General features: G+C 73.8%; 19 protein-coding genes. 17 read left to right on the top strand and 2 right to left on the bottom strand.

Annotation, left to right across the window (positions count from 1 at the left end; genetic code table 11):
- Positions 1-5 precede the first annotated feature (5 nt).
- The 13 genes from O2W15_RS15650 (at position 6) to O2W15_RS15590 (ending at position 12,475) form a co-directional block, all read left to right on the top strand.
- Entirely contained in the window at positions 6-542 is a 537-nt protein-coding gene (locus O2W15_RS15650; RefSeq protein WP_269166780.1) for a hypothetical protein, read from the top strand.
- 64 nt (positions 543-606) lie between these two features.
- Positions 607-1,512, top strand: coding sequence for a pyridoxal 5'-phosphate synthase lyase subunit PdxS (pdxS, locus tag O2W15_RS15645; protein WP_269180048.1), 906 nt, complete (start codon positions 607-609; stop codon positions 1,510-1,512).
- Positions 1,509-2,186, top strand: a complete 678-nt coding sequence (pdxT, locus tag O2W15_RS15640; protein ID WP_269180047.1) for a pyridoxal 5'-phosphate synthase glutaminase subunit PdxT — start codon at positions 1,509-1,511, stop codon at positions 2,184-2,186. Before pdxS ends, pdxT begins: the two co-directional genes overlap by 4 nt.
- Positions 2,183-2,935, top strand: a complete 753-nt coding sequence (locus O2W15_RS15635; protein ID WP_269156890.1) for a YebC/PmpR family DNA-binding transcriptional regulator — start codon at positions 2,183-2,185, stop codon at positions 2,933-2,935. The genes pdxT and O2W15_RS15635 overlap by 4 nt, the downstream gene beginning before the upstream one ends.
- Before the next feature lie 146 nt (positions 2,936-3,081).
- Positions 3,082-3,663 (top strand): crossover junction endodeoxyribonuclease RuvC, encoded by a 582-nt coding sequence (gene ruvC / locus O2W15_RS15630; RefSeq protein WP_231558013.1) that lies wholly within the window; start codon positions 3,082-3,084, stop codon positions 3,661-3,663.
- Positions 3,660-4,295, top strand: coding sequence for a Holliday junction branch migration protein RuvA (ruvA, locus tag O2W15_RS15625; protein ID WP_164700382.1), 636 nt, complete (start codon positions 3,660-3,662; stop codon positions 4,293-4,295). Before ruvC ends, ruvA begins: the two co-directional genes overlap by 4 nt.
- A complete protein-coding gene (gene ruvB / locus O2W15_RS15620) occupies positions 4,292-5,419 on the top strand; it encodes a Holliday junction branch migration DNA helicase RuvB (protein ID WP_331253874.1) in 1,128 nt (375 codons plus the stop codon). The genes ruvA and ruvB overlap by 4 nt, the downstream gene beginning before the upstream one ends.
- Positions 5,420-5,579: 160 nt before the next feature.
- Positions 5,580-5,915, top strand: a complete 336-nt coding sequence (gene yajC, locus O2W15_RS15615) for a preprotein translocase subunit YajC (RefSeq protein ID WP_269162271.1) — start codon at positions 5,580-5,582, stop codon at positions 5,913-5,915.
- 13 nt (positions 5,916-5,928) lie between these two features.
- A complete protein-coding gene (gene secD / locus O2W15_RS15610; protein ID WP_269180046.1) occupies positions 5,929-7,569 on the top strand; it encodes a protein translocase subunit SecD in 1,641 nt (546 codons plus the stop codon).
- Entirely contained in the window at positions 7,566-9,113 is a 1,548-nt protein-coding gene (gene secF, locus O2W15_RS15605) for a protein translocase subunit SecF (RefSeq protein WP_269180045.1), read from the top strand. The genes secD and secF overlap by 4 nt, the downstream gene beginning before the upstream one ends.
- Positions 9,110-9,697: an adenine phosphoribosyltransferase gene (locus tag O2W15_RS15600; protein WP_331253785.1), complete on the top strand. Its 588-nt coding sequence runs from the start codon at positions 9,110-9,112 to the stop codon at positions 9,695-9,697. The genes secF and O2W15_RS15600 overlap by 4 nt, the downstream gene beginning before the upstream one ends.
- Before the next feature lie 100 nt (positions 9,698-9,797).
- On the top strand, positions 9,798-12,203 hold the full coding sequence (locus O2W15_RS15595) for a RelA/SpoT family protein (protein WP_269162274.1): 2,406 nt from the start codon (positions 9,798-9,800) through the stop codon (positions 12,201-12,203).
- Positions 12,203-12,475 carry a hypothetical protein gene (locus O2W15_RS15590; protein ID WP_269180044.1) on the top strand — a complete coding sequence of 91 codons (273 nt, stop codon included), beginning with the start codon at positions 12,203-12,205 and terminating at the stop codon, positions 12,473-12,475. The genes O2W15_RS15595 and O2W15_RS15590 overlap by 1 nt, the downstream gene beginning before the upstream one ends.
- Positions 12,476-12,494: 19 nt before the next feature.
- On the opposite strand, the gene O2W15_RS15585 is transcribed toward O2W15_RS15590, so the two are convergent.
- Complete coding sequence (locus O2W15_RS15585) at positions 12,495-13,139, bottom strand: methyltransferase domain-containing protein (protein ID WP_269180043.1); 645 nt, start codon at positions 13,137-13,139, stop codon at positions 12,495-12,497.
- A 77-nt stretch (positions 13,140-13,216) separates the two neighbouring features.
- Complete coding sequence (locus O2W15_RS15580) at positions 13,217-14,017, bottom strand: peptidylprolyl isomerase (RefSeq protein ID WP_269180042.1); 801 nt, start codon at positions 14,015-14,017, stop codon at positions 13,217-13,219.
- Positions 14,018-14,176: 159 nt separating this feature from the next.
- Here O2W15_RS15580 and O2W15_RS15575 point away from each other — a divergent pair, with 159 nt between their 5' ends.
- From O2W15_RS15575 to aspS, 4 genes are read left to right on the top strand one after another with little or no spacing between them, the layout of a single operon-like run.
- On the top strand, positions 14,177-14,860 hold the full coding sequence (locus tag O2W15_RS15575; RefSeq protein WP_269162278.1) for an MBL fold metallo-hydrolase: 684 nt from the start codon (positions 14,177-14,179) through the stop codon (positions 14,858-14,860).
- Positions 14,860-16,125, top strand: coding sequence for a histidine--tRNA ligase (gene hisS / locus O2W15_RS15570; RefSeq protein WP_269180041.1), 1,266 nt, complete (start codon positions 14,860-14,862; stop codon positions 16,123-16,125). Before O2W15_RS15575 ends, hisS begins: the two co-directional genes overlap by 1 nt.
- On the top strand, positions 16,122-17,147 hold the full coding sequence (locus O2W15_RS15565; protein WP_269180040.1) for an aldo/keto reductase: 1,026 nt from the start codon (positions 16,122-16,124) through the stop codon (positions 17,145-17,147). Before hisS ends, O2W15_RS15565 begins: the two co-directional genes overlap by 4 nt.
- Positions 17,148-17,203: 56 nt before the next feature.
- Entirely contained in the window at positions 17,204-18,985 is a 1,782-nt protein-coding gene (aspS, locus tag O2W15_RS15560; RefSeq protein ID WP_269180039.1) for an aspartate--tRNA ligase, read from the top strand.
- Positions 18,986-19,058 lie beyond the last annotated feature (73 nt).

Here is a 19,058-nt window from a genome sequence, read left to right as displayed (position 1 = left end):
ACCCCATGACCACCGCGACCTGGCTGCTCCTCGCCGCCGGTCTCCTGGTGGTCCTGGTGCTCGGCTGGGCCGGCTGGACGCTCACCCGGTTGCGTCGGCTGGCCGGGCGGGTCCGCCGCGCGCGGGAGGTGCTCGACGCCGGTCTGCTGCGGCGGGCCGAGCTGGCCGCGGCGCTGGCCCGGGAGCACGCCGAGGACCTCGGTCCCGAGCTCGCCGCCGCCCTGGCGACCGCAGCGGCCGGGGCCCGGGCGCCGTCGGCCGGGGACCGGGAGGCCGCCGAGAACCTGCTGGGCCGGCGGCTCCGCCGGGTCCCCACCGGGGTGCTGACCCCGGAGCTGCAGGACGCCGGCATGCGGGTGGGGCTGGCCCGGCGGTTCTACAACGACGCCGTCCGGGACACCCGGACGTTGCGCCGGGGCCGGCTGGCCCGGGTGCTGCGGCTGCACGCCGACCGGCCGCTGCCCCGGTACTTCGACATCGACGACGGCCTCGACGCGGTGCTCACCGGCCCCGGTTCCGGCGCCGCGCGGTCCGCCGGCTGACCCGCCGTACGCTGGGACGTCCCCTCCCGCCGGTCCCCGGCCCGACGACCTGCGAGGCAGCAGCATGTCCTTGAACCACAGCGAGCCCACCGGCACCGGCACCGAGCGCGTCAAGCGCGGGATGGCCGAGCAGCTGAAGGGCGGCGTCATCATGGACGTCGTCACCCCCGAGCAGGCCAAGATCGCCGAGGACGCCGGCGCGGTCGCGGTGATGGCCCTGGAGCGGGTGCCCGCCGACATCCGCGTCGAGGGCGGCATCGCCCGGATGAGCGACCCCGACATGATCGAGGGGATCATCGGCGCGGTCTCCATCCCGGTGATGGCCAAGGCCCGGATCGGCCACTTCGTCGAGGCCCAGGTGCTGCAGGCGCTCGGCGTCGACTACGTCGACGAGTCCGAGGTGCTCACCCCGGCCGACGAGGCCCACCACATCGTCAAGAGCGCGTTCACCGTGCCCTTCGTCTGCGGCGCCACCGACCTGGGGGAGGCGCTGCGGCGGATCTCCGAGGGCGCGGCGATGATCCGCTCCAAGGGCGAGGCCGGCACCGGCAACGTGGTCGAGGCCACCCGGCACATGCGGGCGATCCGGGCCGGCATCAAGCGGCTGGCGACGCTGGACGAGACCGAGCTGTTCGTCGCCGCGAAGGAGCTGCGGGCCCCGTACGACCTGGTGGCCGAGGTCGCCCGCACCGGCGCGCTCCCCGTCGTCCTGTTCACCGCCGGCGGCATCGCCACCCCGGCGGACGCGGCGATGATGATGCAGCTGGGCGCCCAGGGCGTCTTCGTCGGCTCGGGCATCTTCAAGTCCGGTGACCCGGCCCAGCGCGCAGCCGCGATCGTGCAGGCCACCACCTTCTTCGACGACCCGTCCGTGATCGCCAAGGTCTCCCGCGGGCTCGGTGAGGCCATGGTCGGCATCAACGTGAGCACGCTGCCGGAGAGCGAGCAGTACGCCAAGCGCGGCTGGTGACCCCGCCGACGATCGGGGTGCTCGCGCTGCAGGGTGACGTGCGCGAGCACCTGGCCGCGCTCCGGGCAGCCGGTGCCGAGGCCCGGCCGGTCCGCCGGCCCGCCGAGCTGGCCGAGGTCGACGGGCTGGTCGTGCCCGGCGGGGAGTCGACCACGATGGGCAAGCTCGCCGAGCGGTTCGGGATGCTGCAGCCGCTGCGGGACGCCGTCCGCGCCGGGTTGCCCGCCTACGGGTCGTGCGCCGGGATGATCATGCTGGCCGACACGGTGCTCGACGCCCCGGCCGACCAGCTGACCATCGGCGGGCTGGACGTGACGGTGCGCCGCAACGCCTTCGGCCGGCAGGTCGACTCCTTCGAGGCGGCGGTGCAGCTGGCCGGGGTCCCGGGGCCGCCGGTGCACGCCGTGTTCATCCGCGCGCCGTGGGTCGAGGCGGCCGGGCCGGACGTCGAGGTGCTCGGCCGGGTGGAGGGCGGACCGGCCGACGGTAAGATCGTCGCCGTCCGTCAGGGCCGGCTGGTGGCCACCAGCTTCCACCCCGAGCTGACCGGCGACAGCCGGGTGCACGCGCTGTTCGTGGAGCTGGTGCGGGAGGCGACGGCGATGAGGGCACGAGACCATGCGAGCAGTGCCGGCGCCGGAGCGGACGCGGGCAGTGAGGGGAGAACGTCGTGAGCGGGCATTCCAAGTGGGCGACGACCAAGCACAAGAAGGCCGGCATCGATGCCAAGCGCGGCAAGCTCTTCGCCAAGTTGATCAAGAACATCGAGGTCGCCGCGCGCACCGGTGGCGCTGACCTGTCGGGCAACCCGACGCTCTACGACGCCGTCCAGAAGGCGAAGAAGAGCTCGGTGCCCAACGACAACATCGACCGCGCGGTCAAGCGCGGCGGTGGCCTCGAGGCCGGTGGGGTCGACTACCAGGGCATCACCTACGAGGGCTATGCCGCCGGCGGCGTCGCCGTGCTGATCGAGTGCCTCACCGACAACAAGAACCGGTCGGCCATGGAGGTGCGCACCGCGATGACCCGCAACGGGGGGAACATGGCCGATCCCGGCTCGGTCTCCTACCTCTTCTCCCGCAAGGGCGTCGTCGTGGTCCCCGCGACCGGTACCACCGAGGACGACGTGCTGATGGCTGTGCTCGACGCCGGCGCGGAGGAGGTCCGCGACCTGGGCGACACCTTCGAGGTGGTCTGCGAGCCCACCGACCTGGTCGCCGTGCGCACCGCCCTGCAGGACGCCGGCATCGACTACGACTCCGCCGACATGGGCTTCCTGCCCAGCGTGCAGGTCGAGCTGGACGCCGACGGTGCGGGCAAGGTCTTCCGGCTCATCGACGCCCTCGAGGACCTCGACGACGTGCAGAACGTGTACGCGAACTACGACGTCTCCGACGAGGTCATGGAGTCCATCGACGCCTAGCAGAAGGACCCCGCTGCCCCCCACGCTTCGCGAGCTCAGCGCGGGACCCTGCAGCGGGGCCGCTCCGTGACGTCGCGTGGCGTGTCGGTGGGGGACCAGTGGACCTCGGCGGTTAGCGTGGTTCGAACACGTGTTCGCGTCGGCTGGTGGAGGTCCTCATGCGGGTGCTCGGCATCGACCCGGGGCTCACCCGGTGCGGGTGGGGCGTGGTCGAGGGGCGCCCCGGTGCCCGACCGGTGGCCCTGGGGGTCGGCGTCGTCCGCACCTCGCCCGACCTCGACCTGGAACTGCGTCTGCTGGAGGTGCACACCGCCGTGACCGCACTGCTCCGTGAGCACCGGCCGACCGCGGTCGCGATCGAGCGGGTGTTCACCCAGAACAACAAGGGGACGGCGACCGGCACCGCGCAGGCCGCGGGTGTCGCCGCGCTGGCCGCGGCGCAGGCCGACGTGCCGGTCGCCTGGCACACGCCGAGCGAGGTCAAGGCCGCCATCTCCGGCAACGGCCGGGCGGACAAGGACCAGGTCACCCTGATGGTCACCCGTGTCCTGGGGCTCGCCACCGCTCCCAAGCCCGCCGACGCCGCCGACGCCCTGGCCCTGGCCGTCTGCCACGTCTGGCGCGGGCCGGCGCAGCAGCGACTGCGGGTCGCGGCGCTGGCCGGCGGCATCGGCGCGCCGGTCCGCCCGGCGACCCTGCCCCGCTGGACGGGGGTGTCGGCGCGATGATCGCCTCGGTGAACGGCCGGGTCGCCGCGGTCTCGCCCGATGGCGCCGTCGTCGAGGTCGGCGGTGTGGGCCTGTCCGTGCAGTGCACCCCCGGCACGATCGCCCGGCTGGCGGTGGGGGAGCAGGCCCGGCTGTCGACCAGCCTGGTGGTCCGCGAGGACTCGCTGACCCTCTACGGCTTCGCCGACGACGACGAGCGGCAGCTGTTCGAACTGCTCCAGACCGCCAACGGCGTGGGCCCGCGGCTCGCCCAGGCGGTGCTGGCGATCCACCCACCCCGCGAGGTGCGCCGCGCGGTGTCCATGGGCGACCTCAAGGCGCTGATGCAGGTGCCCGGGATCGGCAAGAAGGGCGCCGAGCGGCTGGTCCTGGAGCTCCGCGACCGGCTGGGCACGACCGCCTCGGACACCTCGCTGGACGGCCCGCCGGCGGCCGGTCTCGGCGCGGTCACCCCGGTGGCCCCGTGGCGCGACCAGCTCACCGCGGCCCTGGTCGGGCTGGGCTGGACGAGCCGGGAGGCGGAGACGGCGCTCACCGCCCTCGAGCCGGTGGCCGAGGAGCAGCAGCTGGCCGGCGGCGTCCAGGTCGCGGTCCTCCTCCGCCAGGCGCTGCAGATCCTGGGGCGGTCGTGAGCAGCCCGTTCGACCGCGGGCTGTCCGCCGCCGACGCCGGGCCGGGGCGGTTCCCAGACGACCCCGTCGACCCCAGGGCCGGCGACGAGGAGCGGGTCGTCGAGACCGCGCTGCGCCCGCACTCGCTGACCGACTTCATCGGCCAGCCGAAGGTCGCTCGCCAGCTGGACCTGGTGCTGGAGGGCGCGAAGCGCCGTGGCCGGCCGCCGGACCACGTGCTGCTCTCCGGTCCGCCCGGGCTGGGCAAGACCAGCCTGGCCCTGATCATCGGCTCCGAGCTCGGCACCGCGGTGAAGATCACCAGTGGGCCGGCGATCGAACGCTCCGGTGACCTGGCCGCGATGCTGTCCAACCTCAGCCCCGGTGACGTGCTGTTCATCGACGAGATCCACCGCATCGCCCGGCCGGCCGAGGAACTGCTCTACATGGCGATGGAGGACTTCCGGGTCGACGTCGTCGTCGGCAAGGGGCCGGGCGCCACGGCCATCCCGCTGGAGATCCACCCGTTCACCCTGGTCGGGGCCACCACCCGGGCCGGGCTGCTCACCGGCCCGCTGCGCGACCGGTTCGGCTTCGTCGGGCAGATGGAGTTCTACGAGGTCGCCGACCTGCAGCGGGTGCTGGCCCGCAGTGCCGACCTGCTCGGGGTCGAGCTGTCCCCGGAGGGGTCGCTGGAGATCGCCGGGCGGTCCCGCGGCACCCCGCGGATCGCCAACCGGTTGCTGCGCCGGGTGCGCGACTTCGCCGAGGTGCGCGCCGACGGGCGGGTCACGCTCGAGGTGGCCCGGGCCGCGCTGGCGCTCTACGACGTCGACGACCTGGGTCTGGACCGGCTGGACCGGTCGGTGCTCGACGCGCTGGTGACCAAGTTCGGTGGCGGCCCGGTCGGGGTGGCCACCCTCGCGGTCGCCGTGGGGGAGGAGCCGCACACCGTCGAGGAGGTCTGCGAGCCCTTCCTGGTGCGCGCCGGGCTGCTCGCGCGCACGCCCCGCGGCCGGGTCGCCACCGAGGCGGCCTTCCGGCACCTGGGCCACCCGGTGCCCCGCGGTGGCGTCTCACTCGGCGGGGGCGCAGCCGACCCGCCGTCGGACGGGGCGTCGTCACAGACCCTGTTCGACGCCTAGACTCCTCCGCGCTGGCGCGCAACCCGGCTGCGGCCGGGGCGCCCCGCCCCGGAGCCACTCCCTGCGCAGGTGGGCGTGCGCCGGCGCCGATGTACCCGAGCGGCCCGATCCCGGGCCGCACCCACCGCGCGACTCGCTGCGGTAGAGAGGCTCACCCGTCGTGGAACAGTTCTTCCCCTTGATCCTGCTCGTCCTGGCGTTCGCCCTGCTGATCGTGCTGCCCGCCCGGCAGCGCAAGAAGATGCAGGCGAAGGCGGAGGCGCTGCAGGCCTCGCTGACCGTGGGCACCCCGGTCATGCTGACCAGCGGGATCCACGGCACCGTCGCCTCGCTCGGTGAGGGCACCGTCGGCCTGGAGGTCGCCCCGGGCGTCGTCATCACCGTGGCCCGCCCAGCGGTCATGGAGGTCCGCCAGCCGGCGTCCGGCGCCGTCCCGCCCCAGGGGGCGACCGGCACCATCGACGGCGACGGCGACCCCACCGACCGCACCCGCTGAGCCGGGTCGACGCATGGCCGCCCGCCAGCTCCCCGCCCGCCGCTACTTCGCGGCGTTCCTCGCGATCGTCGCGGGGCTGTACGCCCTGGTCTTCCTGACCGGCGACCAGCGCACCCCCCAGCTCGGACTCGACCTGCAGGGCGGGACGACGGTGACCCTCGCCGCCCGCACGCCGGACGGCCAGGCCCCGGACCAGGAGGACCTCGAGCTCGCCCGCCAGATCATCGAGCAGCGGGTCAACGGCCTGGGCGTGGCCGAGGCCGAGGTCGTCACCGAGGGCGACAGCAACATCGTCATCTCCGTGCCGGGCGACGACGGCGAGCGGGCCCGGGAGCTGGGCGCCACCGCGCAGCTGCGCTTCCGGCCGGTCCTCGGCGGTCCCGAGCCGGCGGCCGCGGCCGACCCCGAGGCGACCGACCCGGCGGCCACGGACCCCGCGGCCACCGACCCGGCGGCGACCGACCCGGCGACCGACCCCGAGTCGACCGACCCGGCGGCCGACCCGGCCGCCACGGACCCCGCCGCCACCGAGCCGGCCGTCGCCGACCCGGACGCACCGGCCGTGACCCAGGAGGAGGCGATCGCCGAGTACGCGACGCTCACCTGCGACACCACGACCACCGAGATCGACCAGCCCGACTCCTTCATCGCCGCCTGTTCCGACGACGGGACCGCCAAGTTCCTGCTCGGTCCGGCCGTCATCGAGGGCACCGACGTCGCCGACGCCACGTCCGGTACCGAGGTGGGCACCGGCGAGTGGGTCGTCAACCTGGACTTCACGTCGGCGGGCTCCGCCGCGTGGGCGGAGTACACGACCGCCAACGTCGGCAACAACGTGGCGATCACGCTGGACGGACGGGTCGTGTCGGCGCCGACGATCAACTCGGCCATCGCCGGGGGCACCACCCAGATCACCGGCAGCTTCGACCAGGCTGCCGCCACCGAGCTGGCCAACCAGCTGCGGTACGGCGCCCTGCCGCTGACGTTCAGCGAGGCGACGGCGCAGTCCATCACCACCGAGCTGGGCAGCGAGCAGTTACGCGCCGGGCTCATCGCCGGTGCGATCGGCGTCGCGCTGGTGTTCGTCTACGCGCTGCTCTACTACCGACTGCTCGGCCTGGTCATGATCGCCAGCCTGGTGCTGTCGGCCGTCGTGATCTACGCCTGCCTGGTGCTGCTCAGCCGGGAGATCGGCTTGGCGCTGAGCCTCGCCGGGATCGCCGGGTTCATCGTGTCGATCGGCATCACCGCCGACTCGTTCGTCGTCTACTTCGAACGGCTCAAGGACGAGGTGCGCGAGGGGCGCAGCCTGCGCAGTGCCACGCCACGTGCCTGGGTGCGGGCCCGCCGGACGATCCTGTCCGCCGACGCGGTGAGCTTCCTCGCCGCCGCCATCCTCTACTGGCTGGCCATCGGCGACGTGAAGGGCTTCGCGTTCACCCTCGGCCTGTCCACGGTGCTCGACCTGATCGTCGTCTTCCTCTTCACCCATCCGCTCATGGCGGTGCTCAGCCGGGTCAAGGGCTTCGGGAGCAACCGCTTCTCCGGGCTCGGCCAGGTCGACCACAGCCGACGCCCCGCCGGGCCGCCGCGGGGCGACCGCGAGCTGGTCGGCGCCGCCACCGGCAGCAGCACGAACGGGAGCAACCGATGACCCCCCGCGACCGGGCCGTCCCCGACGGCGCCGTCCCCGACGGTCTCACCCCGGAGGAGGCGCCGATGCCGGCGCACACCGGCGCGACCGCCGCCGGCGTCCCGGCGCAGGGCGCCGACGAGGCGCCGGCCGTCCCGGCCGACGAGCGGGTGGCCGTCCCGGCCGACGAGCGGGTGGACGCGACGGCGGACGAGCGGGTGGACGCGACGGCGGACGAGGAGGTCGACGACGCCGAGGTGCGCGACGAGGCGGCCGGGGACAGCACCGGCGACCAGGCGCTCGCCGACGCCGGGCTCCCGGCCGAGGGGACGACCCCGCCCGCGACCCCGGGACGGCCGCGGGCGTCGCTGGCCCACCGCCTCTACAACGGCGAGGCCGGTCTGGACGTGGTCGGCCGGCGGCGCTTCTGGTTCCGGGTGACCGCCGTCGTGATGCTGCTGTGCGTCGCGGCCATGGTCTTCCGCGGGTTCAACTTCGGGATCGAGTTCGCCGGCGGCAACAGCGTGCGGGTGGCGGCCACCAGCGCGGAGCTCGGTGACGTCCGGCAGGCCGCCGAGGACGCCGGGGCCCAGGTGTCCAGCGCCCAGGTGGTCGGCGGTGACTCCGTGCTGCTGCGCACCAGCGCCCTGGACGAGGAGACCGAGACCGCCGTCGTGGCCGCGGTCGCCGACGCCGCCGGCGTCGACCAGTCCCAGGTCAGCCAGCAGTCGGTGAGCGCGGACTGGGGCGGCGACGTCACCAACCAGGCGCTCATCGCGCTCGCCGTCTTCCTGGTCGCGGTGGTCGCCTTCCTCGCCGTGCGGTTCCGGCCGACGATGGCGATCGCCGCCATCGTCGCGCTGCTGCACGACATCGTCGTCACCGCCGGCATCTACGCGCTGGTCGGGTTCGAGGTCTCGCCGTCGACGGTCATCGGATTGCTCACCATCCTGGGCTTCTCGCTGTACGACACCGTCGTGGTGTTCGACAAGGTCGACGAGAACACCAAGGACCTGGAGAAGAACGCCCGGTCGACCTACGGCGAGGCCGCGAACCTGGCGGTCAACCAGACGCTGATGCGCTCGATCAACACCTCGGTCATCGCGCTGCTGCCGGTGGCCGGGCTGCTGTTCGTCGGCGCCGGGCTGCTCGGGGCGGGCACGCTGAAGGACCTCGCCCTGGTGCTCTTCGTCGGCCTGGCCGCCGGCACGTACAGCTCGATCTTCCTGGCCACCCCGGTCCTCGCCGAGCTGGAGGAGCGCCGGCCCGAGCAGCAGGCGCTGCGCCGGCGGGTGCTCGCCCGCCGATCGGCCGAGACCCGCCAGGGCGGCGCCCTGGTCGATGCCCCCGTGGCGACGGCCCGGCGGGGGAGCGGGGCCACCCGGCGGTCCGCGGTGGCGCTCGCCGAGCGGGACGAGGCCCTACCCGAACAGCCGACGGCGGACGTGCCGATCGAGTCGCCGGCGTCGGTGCGGCCCGGCGTCCGGGGCGGGACGACCACGCCCCGGCCCGGTCAGCGGCCGACCCGGCCGGGACAGCGTCCGGCCGGCCGGAAGCGGCGATGAGCACCCTCCGGGACGGCGAGCTGCCGATCGAGGAGCTGATCGCCACCTTCTCGGTGGACGTGCCCGACTTCCCCGCGCCTGGGGTGCTGTTCCGCGACCTGACCCCGGTCTTCGCCGATGCCGGGGCGTTCCGGCGGGTCGTCGACGCGCTCACCGAGCCCGCCGACGTCGACCCGCGGGCGGCTGCGCTGGGCCGGGCCGACGGTGGGCCGGGCTTCGACGTCGTCGCCGGCGTCGAGGCGCGCGGGTTCCTGCTCGCGGCGGCCGTCGCCCTGGACGCCGGGACCGGCGTCCTCCCGGTGCGCAAGGCCGGCAAACTGCCCCGCGAGGTCGTCTCGGCCGAGTACGCGCTGGAGTACGGGACGGCGACCCTGGAGCTGCACACCGACTCGATCACGCCCGGTCAGCGGGTGCTGCTCGTCGACGACGTGCTGGCCACCGGGGGCACGTTGCAGGCCGCGATCGCCCTGGTCGAGCAGCTCGGCGGGGTGGTGACCGCGGTCGCCGTCGTCGTGGAGCTCATGGCGCTCGGCGGCCGGGAGCGCATCGCGCCGCACCCGGTGCACGCGCTCTGGCGGGTCTGAGCCCGACAGCACCCCACCCCGGGTGAGCGCAGGGCGCGAGACCCGGCGGGGCGCGGCTAGCATGGGAAGGGTCCACCTCCTCAACAGTGCAGGAGCACCCGTGGCCTCTGACGTCGTCGCACCGCAGACGTCCGGCGCGCCTGCCGTCGAGGAGGCGCCGCCCCGGGTGGCGCTGCCCGAGCGGCCCGCCGTCCGTCGTCCCGACGACGTGGCCCCCGAGCCGGGCGGGGAGGCCGAGACCGCGCCCCGCCGCCGGGTCCGCGACCGGCTGGCCCGGCGCATCGTCGCCGGGCAGCGCTCCACTGGCATCCGCCCGGTGCTCGAGCCGCTGTCGGTGCTGCACCGGCAGAGCCACCCGAAGGCCGACCTCGCCCTGCTGCAGCGGGCCTACGACGTCGCCGAGGAGGCGCACGCCGAGCAGAAGCGCAAGAGCGGCGACCCCTACATCACCCATCCGCTCGCCGTCGCCACCGTGCTGGCCGGGCTGGGGATGGACACGACGACGCTGGTCGCCGCGCTGCTGCACGACACGGTCGAGGACACCGGCACCACGCTGGAGTCGATCACCGCCGACTTCGGCCCCCAGGTGGCGCACCTGGTCGACGGCGTCACCAAGATCGACAAGGTCAAGTTCGGCGACGGCGCCCAGGCCGAGACGATCCGCAAGATGATCGTGGCGATGTCCCGCGACCCGCGGGTGCTGGTCATCAAGCTCGCCGACCGGCTGCACAACATGCGCACGCTGCGCTTCCTCCCGCCGGAGAAGCAGGAGAAGAAGGCGCGCGAGACGCTGGAGATCCTCGCCCCGCTGGCCCACCGGCTGGGCATGAACACGATCAAGTGGGAGCTCGAGGACCTCGCGTTCGCCACGCTGTACCCCAAGCGGTACGACGAGATCGTGCGCCTGGTGGCCGAGCGTGCGCCGTCCCGGGACACCTACCTGGCCGAGGTCACCTCGGCGGTCACCGAGCAGCTGAAGGCGGCCAAGATCGAGGCCGCCGTCACCGGCCGGCCCAAGCACTACTACTCGATCTACCAGAAGATGATCGTCCGCGGCCGGGACTTCACCGACATCTGGGACCTGGTCGGCATCCGGATCCTGGTCGAGTCCGTCCGCGACGTGTACGCGGCGCTGGGCATCATGCACGCGCACTGGCAGCCGGTGCCGGGCCGCTTCAAGGACTTCGTGGCGATGCCGAAGTTCAACATGTACCAGTCGCTGCACACGACGGTCATCGGTCCGCAGGGCAAGCCGGTCGAGCTGCAGATCCGCACGCACGACATGCACCGCACCGCGGAGTACGGGATCGCGGCGCACTGGAAGTACAAGGACAAGGCCCGCGCCGCCGGCGGCAAGGCCGACCTGGCGCCGGCGCCGGGTGCGCCGGGCGACGACATGCTCTGGCTGCGCCAGCTGCTCGACTGGCAGCGCGAGGCGCAGGAGCCCGGCGAGTTCCTGGAGACACTGCGCTACGACCTCGGTCCGCAGGAGGTCTTCGTCTTCACGCCCAAGGGCGACGTGATCAGCCTGCCGGGGGAGTCGACGCCGGTCGACTTCGCCTACGCGGTGCACACCGAGGTCGGTCACCGGTGCATCGGCGCCCGGGTCAACGGCAACCTGGTCTCCCTGGACAGCCGGCTGTCCAACGGCGACGTCGTGGAGGTCTTCACCTCCCGCTCGCCGAGCGCCGCTCCCTCACAGGACTGGCTGTCCTTCGTCGGCAGCTCGCGGGCCCGCACCAAGATCCGCCAGTGGTTCACCAAGGAGCGTCGCGAGGACGCCGTCGAGGCCGGCAAGGACGCGCTGACCAAGGCGATGCGCAAGGCCGGCCTGCCGCTGCAGCGCCTGCTGGGCGGGGAGTCGCTGGCCACCCTCGCCGCCGACCTGCACTACCCCGACGTCAGCGCGCTGTACGCCGCCGTGGGGGAGAACCAGGTCTCCGCGCACTCGCTGGTGGAGAAGCTGCTCACCGCACTCGGCGGCTCCGAGGGCGCGGCCGAGGACATCGCCGAGACCGCGATCCCGACCAAGCGCACCGTCGCCCGCACCGCCAGCGGCGACCCGGGGATCGTCGTGCACGGCATGACCGACGTGTGGGCCAAGCTCGCCAAGTGCTGCACCCCGGTGCCCGGCGACGACATCCTGGGCTTCGTGACCCGCGGTGGCGGGGTGAGCGTGCACCGCACCGACTGCACCAACGCCGCGGACCTGCAGGCCAAGCCCGAGCGGCTGGTCGAGGTCGACTGGGCCTCCCAGCCCGGGGCGGTGTTCCTGGTCGCGATCCAGGTCGAGGCGCTGGACCGGCACCGGCTGCTCTCCGACGTCACCCGGGCGCTGGCCGACGAGCGGGTCAACATCCTCTCCGCCTCGGTGCAGACCAGCCGGGACCGGGTGGCGATCAGCCGGTTCACCTTCGAGCTGGCCGACCCGGCGCACCTGGGCTCGGTGCTGCAGACGGTCCGCAACGTCGACGGCGTCTTCGACGTGGAGCGCGTCACCGCCTGATGGACGTCCGGGGGGTCGACCCGCGGGACGTGCGCTGGGAGGTCGACCAGCCGCGGTACCGCGTCCACTTCTGGATCGGCTCGGCCGACCCGATGAGCATGCGGGTCTGCGACGAGTACGAGCTCGCCGGCCCCGACGTGGCCGCGGTGTCGGTGCTCGCCTGGGCCGCCGAGCAGGCAGGAGAACGCCGCGCCGACTGGTTCGAGGTGTTCGTCGTCGTCGACCACGTGCCCGGCGACCGCGGGCTCGTGCGGCTCACGCCGTCCCGCTGACGGCCGGGCCGACGGTCGGTCAGCCGCGGCGGGCGGCGACGACGGCGTAGAGGGGGTCGCCGACGCCCAGGGCGGTACGCAGCTGGATGGTCGGCTCGGTGAAGCGGCCGCTCCGGCGCACCAGCTCGGAGATGACGGCGCCGTGCTGCTCGTCGTCGGTGGCCAGCCACCCGCGGACGGCCTTGGTGGGGAAGCACCGGTTGGAGAAGGTCACCGCCAGCACCCCGCCCGGGCGCAGCACCCGGCCCAGCTCGGCCAGCACCTCGACCGGCCGGGTGAGGTAGTCGATCGACACGCAGCACACCGCCGCGTCGACGTCGTCGTCGGGCAGCGGGACGGTCGGGTCGGCGTTCAGGTCGTGCACCAGGCGCGTGGTGGCCGCGGGGTTCGCCGCGAGCTCGTCGGCGTTCATGCCCAGCACGACCAGGTCGGCCGGCGGGGTGCGGAAGTGCGACACCCAGGAGGACATCAGGTCCAGCACGCGGGTCGGCCGGGGCGCCGACCCGTCGATGCCCAGCTCGGCGTAGAGGTCCCCGACCGCGCTGACCGCCGCCTCGTCGATGTGGGTCACCAGCCGGGGCCGGTCGTAGAAGTGCACGTCCGGGCCGTCGTCGCTGCGGTCGAAGAAGCCCGGGGGGAAGCCCGCGTACGGGTCGGCGTCCATGGCCCCAGTGTGGCCGCGGACGCAGGAGGGCCCGGCCTCCAGGTGGAGACCGGGCCTTCCCGCCACGTGCGTGTGCGCTACTGCTGGACGGTGGCCGACTCGATCGTCACCGGCTGGGCCGGTGCACCGTCGGTGGCGCCGCCCTCTATGCCGGCGGCCGCGATCGCGTCCAGCGTCGCCAGCCCGGCCTCGTCGACGGTGCCGATGATGGTGTAGTCCGGCTGCAGCTGGCTGTCGGCGTAGACCAGGAAGAACTGGCTGGCGTCGGTGCCCTGCCCGGCGTTGGCCATCGCGAGCGTGCCGCGCGGGTAGGTCTCCTCGCCGGTCACCTGGGTCGGGAAGTCGTAGGTCGGGCCGCCGGTACCGGTGCCGCTGGGGTCACCGCACTGCAGCACGCTCAGCCCGCCGCTGGTCAGCCGGTGGCAGGGCGACCCGTCGAAGAAGCCCTGCTGCGCCAGGTAGACCATGCTCGCCGCGGCGCAGGGCGCGTTCTCCTGGTCCAGGGTCAGCCCGATGTCCCCGGCGGAGGTGGCCAGCGTCAGGCCCGTGGTGCCGGTCGTCGGCACCTCGGCCGGCGGGACGCCGACGTCGGTGAGGGTGTCGCTGCCGGAGGTGTCCGGGACGAAGTCGCAGGTCCCGTCGCTGCCGTCGACCACCGGGGCAGCGGTGGTGGTCTCGGGGGCGGCCGCGGTGTCGGGCTCCTCGTCGTCGCCCAGGCCGGTGATGAGGAACAGCGCGGCGACCACGGCGACGACGGCGAGGACGGTCACCCCGATCAGCGTGTTGCGCCGGCGCTTCTGGGCGAGCTCCTCGCGCCGCTCGAGCTGGCGCTGCAGCCGTCGCTGCGCAGCCTCACGACGCTGCTTGTTGGTCGGCACTCTTCTCGGCTCCTCGGGCTCTGCGCTGCGCCGGGGGCGGCCGCGACCTGGGCCGCGCGCCCACACCACGGCGTGTGTCGAGTGCGGAGTGTAGGTGGGTTCCCTGTCCGGACCCTGGCAGCGCCAGCTGGGCGGATGTCGCCCGCGTAACCTGCACGGGTGCTCATCCGCTCCTTCCCCGCCGGCGCGTTCGGCACCAACTGCTACGCCGTCGCCCCCGGGGCCGGGCAGGAGTGCATCGTCGTCGACCCGGGGATGGACGCCGTCGAGCCGCTGGCCCGGATGCTGGCCGACGACGGGCTCAAGCCGGTCGCGGTCGTGCTCACCCACGGCCACCTCGACCACACTTTCTCCGTGCTGCCGGTCTGCTCCGGCTACGACATCCCCGCCTACCTGCACCCCGAGGACGCCGGCATGCTGTCGGACCCGGCGCGCTGGCACGGCCCACAGCTCGCCCCGCTGATCACCGGCGTCCGGCTGCCCGATCCCGCCGACGTGCTGCCGCTCGCCGACGGGGCGACGATCTCGCTGGCCGGCGTCGACCTCACCGTGCGGCACGCCCCAGGCCACACCCGCGGCTCGGTGGTCTTCTCCCTGGACCTGGGCGAGGCCCCCGGACTGCTCGCCGGCGACGTGCTGTTCGCCGGCTCGGTGGGCCGGGTCGACCTCCCCGGCGGGTCCTGGGAGGACATGCTCGGCTCGCTGCGCGACGTCGTCCTGCCGCTGGACGACGAGACCGTCGTCCTCCCCGGGCACGGGCCGGCCACCACGATCGGGCGCGAGCGCGCCACCAACCCGTACCTCGCGGAAGCCGCGAGTGCACCGAAGGGACGAGGACTCTGATGACCGAGCCCATGCGGGCTCCCAAGGGCACGTTCGACACGCTGCCCCCGGACTCGGCGCAGTTCCTCGCCGTCCGCGACACCCTCACCGCGCCGCTGCGGCGCGCGGGTTACGGCTACATCGAGACGCCGACGTTCGAGGACACCGCCGTCTTCTCCCGCGGGGTCGGGGAGTCCACCGACGTCGTCTCGAAGGAGATGTACACGTTCACCGACCGCGGTGGCCGGTCGCTGACGCTGCGACCCGAGCTCACCGCCGGGCTGATGCGGTCGTTCATCGAGCACCGGCTCTACTCCGGTGCGCTGCCGGTGAAGCTGTGGGCGGTCGGGTCGGCGTTCCGCTACGAGCGCCCCCAGGCCGGCCGCTACCGGCACTTCACCCAGGTCGACTGCGAGGCCCTCGGCGTCGACGACCCGGCGCTGGACGCCGAGGTCGTGGCGCTGGCGGTGCAGGGGTTCCGCGACCTGGGCCTGCGCGACTTCGAGCTGCAGCTGACCTCGCTCGGCGACGCCACCTGCCGCCCGCAGTACCGCGAGCTGCTGGTCGACTTCCTGGCCAAGCTGGACCTGGACTCCGACACCCGGCGCCGGGCGGAGATCAACCCGCTGCGGGTGCTGGACGACAAGAGGCCCGAGGTGCAGGCCCAGCTGGACGACGCCCCGCTGATGGTCGACCACCTCTCGGACTCCACGAAGGCGCACTACGACGCCGTCCGCGAGCACCTCACCGACCTCGGGGTGGCCTGGACCGAGGCCCCGCGGCTGGTGCGCGGGCTGGACTACTACACGAAGACGACGTTCGAGCTGGTCCACTCCGGGCTCGGCTCGCAGTCGGCGATCGGCGGCGGCGGCCGCTACGACGGGCTGTCGGAGTCCCTCGGCGGGCCGGACCTCTCCGGCATCGGCTACGCCGTCGGGGTGGACCGCACGCTGCTGGCTGTGCAGGCCGAGGGGCTGGACCTCGCCACGTCGGCCGGCGTGCAGGCGTTCGTCGTCCCGCTCGGCGCGGAGGCCAAGCGGCTCGCGGTGAAGCTGGTCGGCCAGCTGCGGGAGGCCGGGGTCTCTGCCGACACCGTCTACGGCGACCGCGGGCTCAAGGGCGCGATGAAGGCCGCCGACCGGTCGGGTGCCACGCACGCGGTGGTGCTCGGCGACCGGGACCTGGCCGAGGGGGTCGCGCAGCTGCGCGACCTGCGATCGCACGAGCAGGTCGCCGTCCCCCTGGGCGAGCTGTTCGAGCGGGTGCGTGCGACGGTGGGTGCGTGACAGTCACCGACGGCATCGCCGAGTCCGCCAACACCCCGCTCGAGACCCGCCCCCTGGGCCGGACCGGTGCCGACGTCTCCGTCGTCGGCCTCGGCACCTGGCAGCTGGGCGGTGACTGGGGGAACGTGTCCGAGGACGACGCCGCCGCGGTCCTCGACGCCGCGCTGGACGCCGGCGTCACCCTGCTGGACACCGCCGACGTCTACGGCGACGGCCGCTCCGAGGAGCGCATCCGCAAGGCGCTGGCGGCCCGCGGCGAGCGCCCCTTCGTGGCCACCAAGGCCGGCCGTCGCGCCGACCCGTTCGCCGCCGAGACCTACACCCCGGAGAACCTGCGGGCCTGGATCGACCGGAGCCGGCGCAACCTCGGCGTCGACACCCTGGACCTGGTGCAGCTGCACTGCCCGCCCCCGGCCGTCTACTCCGACGAGCGGGTCTACGAGACCCTCGACGCGCTCGTCGAGGAGCAGGCGATCGCCGCCTACGGCGTCTCGGTCGAGACCGTCGCCGAGGGCCTGACCGCGCTGCAGCACCCCGGCGTGCAGTCGATCCAGGTGATCCTCAACGTCTTCCGGCGCAAGCCGCTGGAGCAGCTGCTTCCCGCCGCCCAGCGCGCCGAGGTCGGCATCCTCGCCCGGGTGCCGCTGGCCAGCGGCCTGCTGTCGGGCAAGTACTCCACCGACACGACCTTCGCCGCCGACGACCACCGGAACTTCAACCGCAACGGTGAGGCCTTCGACGTCGGCGAGACCTTCGCCGGGGTGCCCTTCGAGGTCGGTGTCGCCGCCGCCCGCGAGGTCGCCGAGATCGCCGGCCCGGACGTCACCACCGCCGCCTTCGCGCTGCGCTGGGTCATCGACCAGCCCGGTGTCACCACCGTCATCCCGGGTGCGCGCAACGTGCAGCAGGCGCTGGGCAACGTCGCCGCCGCCTCGCTGCCGTCGCTCAGCGCCGGCCAGCTCGCCGACCTCGAGCGGGTGTACGACGAGCGCATCCGCGCCCACGTGCACGACCGCTGGTGACCGCCGCCCCGTCCCGCACCTGTTGAGAGTCCGCACCCCCTGAGAGAGGCACTACCTTGCTCCGCACCCACGACGCCGGCACGCTCCGCGCGACCGACGCCGGTTCCACGGTCACCCTCGCCGGCTGGGTCGCCCGCCGGCGCGACCACGGCGGGGTCGTCTTCCTCGACCTGCGCGACGCCTCGGGCTACGCCCAGGTCGTCGTCCGCGAGGAGGAGGCGCACGCGCTGCGCAACGAGTACTGCGTGCTCGTGACCGGCGACGTCCAGCGGCGTCCGGCCGGCAACGAGAACGCCGACCTGCCCACCGGGGAGATCGAGGTCGTCGCCAGCACGCTGCAGGTGCTCTCGGCGTCCGCGCCGCTGCCGTTCCCGATCGAGACGGCCCAGGCCGCCGGTGACGACGTCCGGTACGCCCACCGCTACCTGGACCTGCGCCGGCAGGGGCCGGCCTCGGTGCTGCGGCTGCGCAGCGAGGTCAACCGGATCGCCCGCGGCGTGATGGCCGGTCACGGGTTCACCGAGGTGGAGACGCCGTCGCTGACCCGGTCCACGCCCGAGGGGGCACGGGACTTCGTCGTCCCGGTGCGGTTGCAGCCGGGCCACTGGTACGCCCTGCCGCAGTCGCCGCAGCTGTTCAAGCAGCTGCTGATGATCGGTGGGCTTGAGCGGTACTACCAGATCGCCCGCTGCTTCCGGGACGAGGACTTCCGCGCCGACCGGCAGCCGGAGTTCACCCAGCTGGACTTCGAGATGAGCTTCGTCGACCGGGACGACGTGCTCGCCATCGCCGAGGACGTCATCCGGGCGCTGTGGCAGGAGCTGGCCTCCTACACCGTGCCGGAGATCCCGCGGATGACCTACCGCGAGGCGATGGACCGGTTCGGGTCCGACAAGCCCGACCTGCGCTTCGGCATCGAGCTCACCGAGCTGACGTCGTACTTCGCGGACACGCCGTTCCGGGTGTTCCAGGCGCCCTACGTCGGCGCGATCGTGATGCCCGGCGGCGGCTCGCAGCCGCGGCGGGCCTTCGACGCCTGGCAGGACTGGGCCCGCTCGCGCGGCCACAAGGGCCTGGCCTACGTGACCATCGCCGAGGACGGCACCCTCGGCGGCCCGGTCTCGAAGAACATCTCCGAGTCCGAGCGGGCCGGCCTGGTCGAGGCCGTCGGGGCTGAGCCGGGGGACTGCGTCTTCTTCGCCGCCGGGCCCCGCCGCGGTGCCCAGGAGCTGCTCGGGGCCGCGCGCAACGAGATCGCCAAGCGACTGGAGCTCATCGAGCCCGGGTCGTGGTCGTTCCTGTTCGTCGTCGACTTCCCGATGTTCGAGGAGACCGAGGACGGCGACTGGACCTTCATGCACCACCCGTTCACCTCGCCCACCCCGGAGTGGCGGGAGCGGTTCGCCGAGGACAAGGGCGCGGCGCTGTCCGACGCCTACGACCTGGTCTGCAACGGCAACGAGCTGATGAGCGGCTCGGTCCGCATCGCCGACGCCGCGCTGCAGGAGCGGGTGTTCCAGACCCTGGGCATGACCCAGGAGGAGGCCCGGGCGCAGTTCGGCTGGTTCCTGGAGGCCTTCGACTACGGCCCGCCGCCGCACGCCGGTGCAGCGATCGGCTGGGACCGCACCGTGGCGCTGCTGGCCGGCGTCGACTCGATCCGTGAGGTCATCGCCTTCCCGAAGACCGGCGCCGGCTACGACCCGCTGACGGGTGCCCCCACCCCGATCACCCCGGCCCAGCGCACGGAGGCCGGCATCGACGTCGACCCCGACGCCGAGCCCGCCCCGGGTGAGCCCGGCGCCCCCGGCCCGACCGACCCGACGAAGCCGGCCTGAGTCCCGCCCTGGCGCTTGCCGGGGCCGAGTGAGCAGTTGTGGTCGCTCGACGCGGCGTGTCCCGCCGTGTCGA

The sequence above is a fragment of the Modestobacter sp. VKM Ac-2979 genome (genome assembly GCF_026967995.1).
In the GTDB taxonomy this organism is placed as follows: Bacteria; Actinomycetota; Actinomycetes; order Mycobacteriales; family Geodermatophilaceae; genus Modestobacter.
The sequence above is the reverse complement of the archived record's forward strand: the minus strand, read 5'-3'. Positions and strand labels throughout refer to the sequence as shown.

Coding starts and splice junctions, on each gene's coding strand:
- O2W15_RS15650 (WP_269166780.1), top strand. CDS start 6: ATGACCACCGCGACCTGGCTGCTCCTCGCCGCCGGTCTCCTGGTGGTC.
- pdxS (WP_269180048.1), top strand. CDS start 607: ATGTCCTTGAACCACAGCGAGCCCACCGGCACCGGCACCGAGCGCGTC.
- ruvA (WP_164700382.1), top strand. CDS start 3,660: ATGATCGCCTCGGTGAACGGCCGGGTCGCCGCGGTCTCGCCCGATGGC.
- secD (WP_269180046.1), top strand. CDS start 5,929: ATGGCCGCCCGCCAGCTCCCCGCCCGCCGCTACTTCGCGGCGTTCCTC.
- secF (WP_269180045.1), top strand. CDS start 7,566: ATGACCCCCCGCGACCGGGCCGTCCCCGACGGCGCCGTCCCCGACGGT.
- O2W15_RS15600 (WP_331253785.1), top strand. CDS start 9,110: ATGAGCACCCTCCGGGACGGCGAGCTGCCGATCGAGGAGCTGATCGCC.
- O2W15_RS15590 (WP_269180044.1), top strand. CDS start 12,203: ATGGACGTCCGGGGGGTCGACCCGCGGGACGTGCGCTGGGAGGTCGAC.
- O2W15_RS15585 (WP_269180043.1), bottom strand. CDS start 13,139: ATGGACGCCGACCCGTACGCGGGCTTCCCCCCGGGCTTCTTCGACCGC.
- hisS (WP_269180041.1), top strand. CDS start 14,860: ATGACCGAGCCCATGCGGGCTCCCAAGGGCACGTTCGACACGCTGCCC.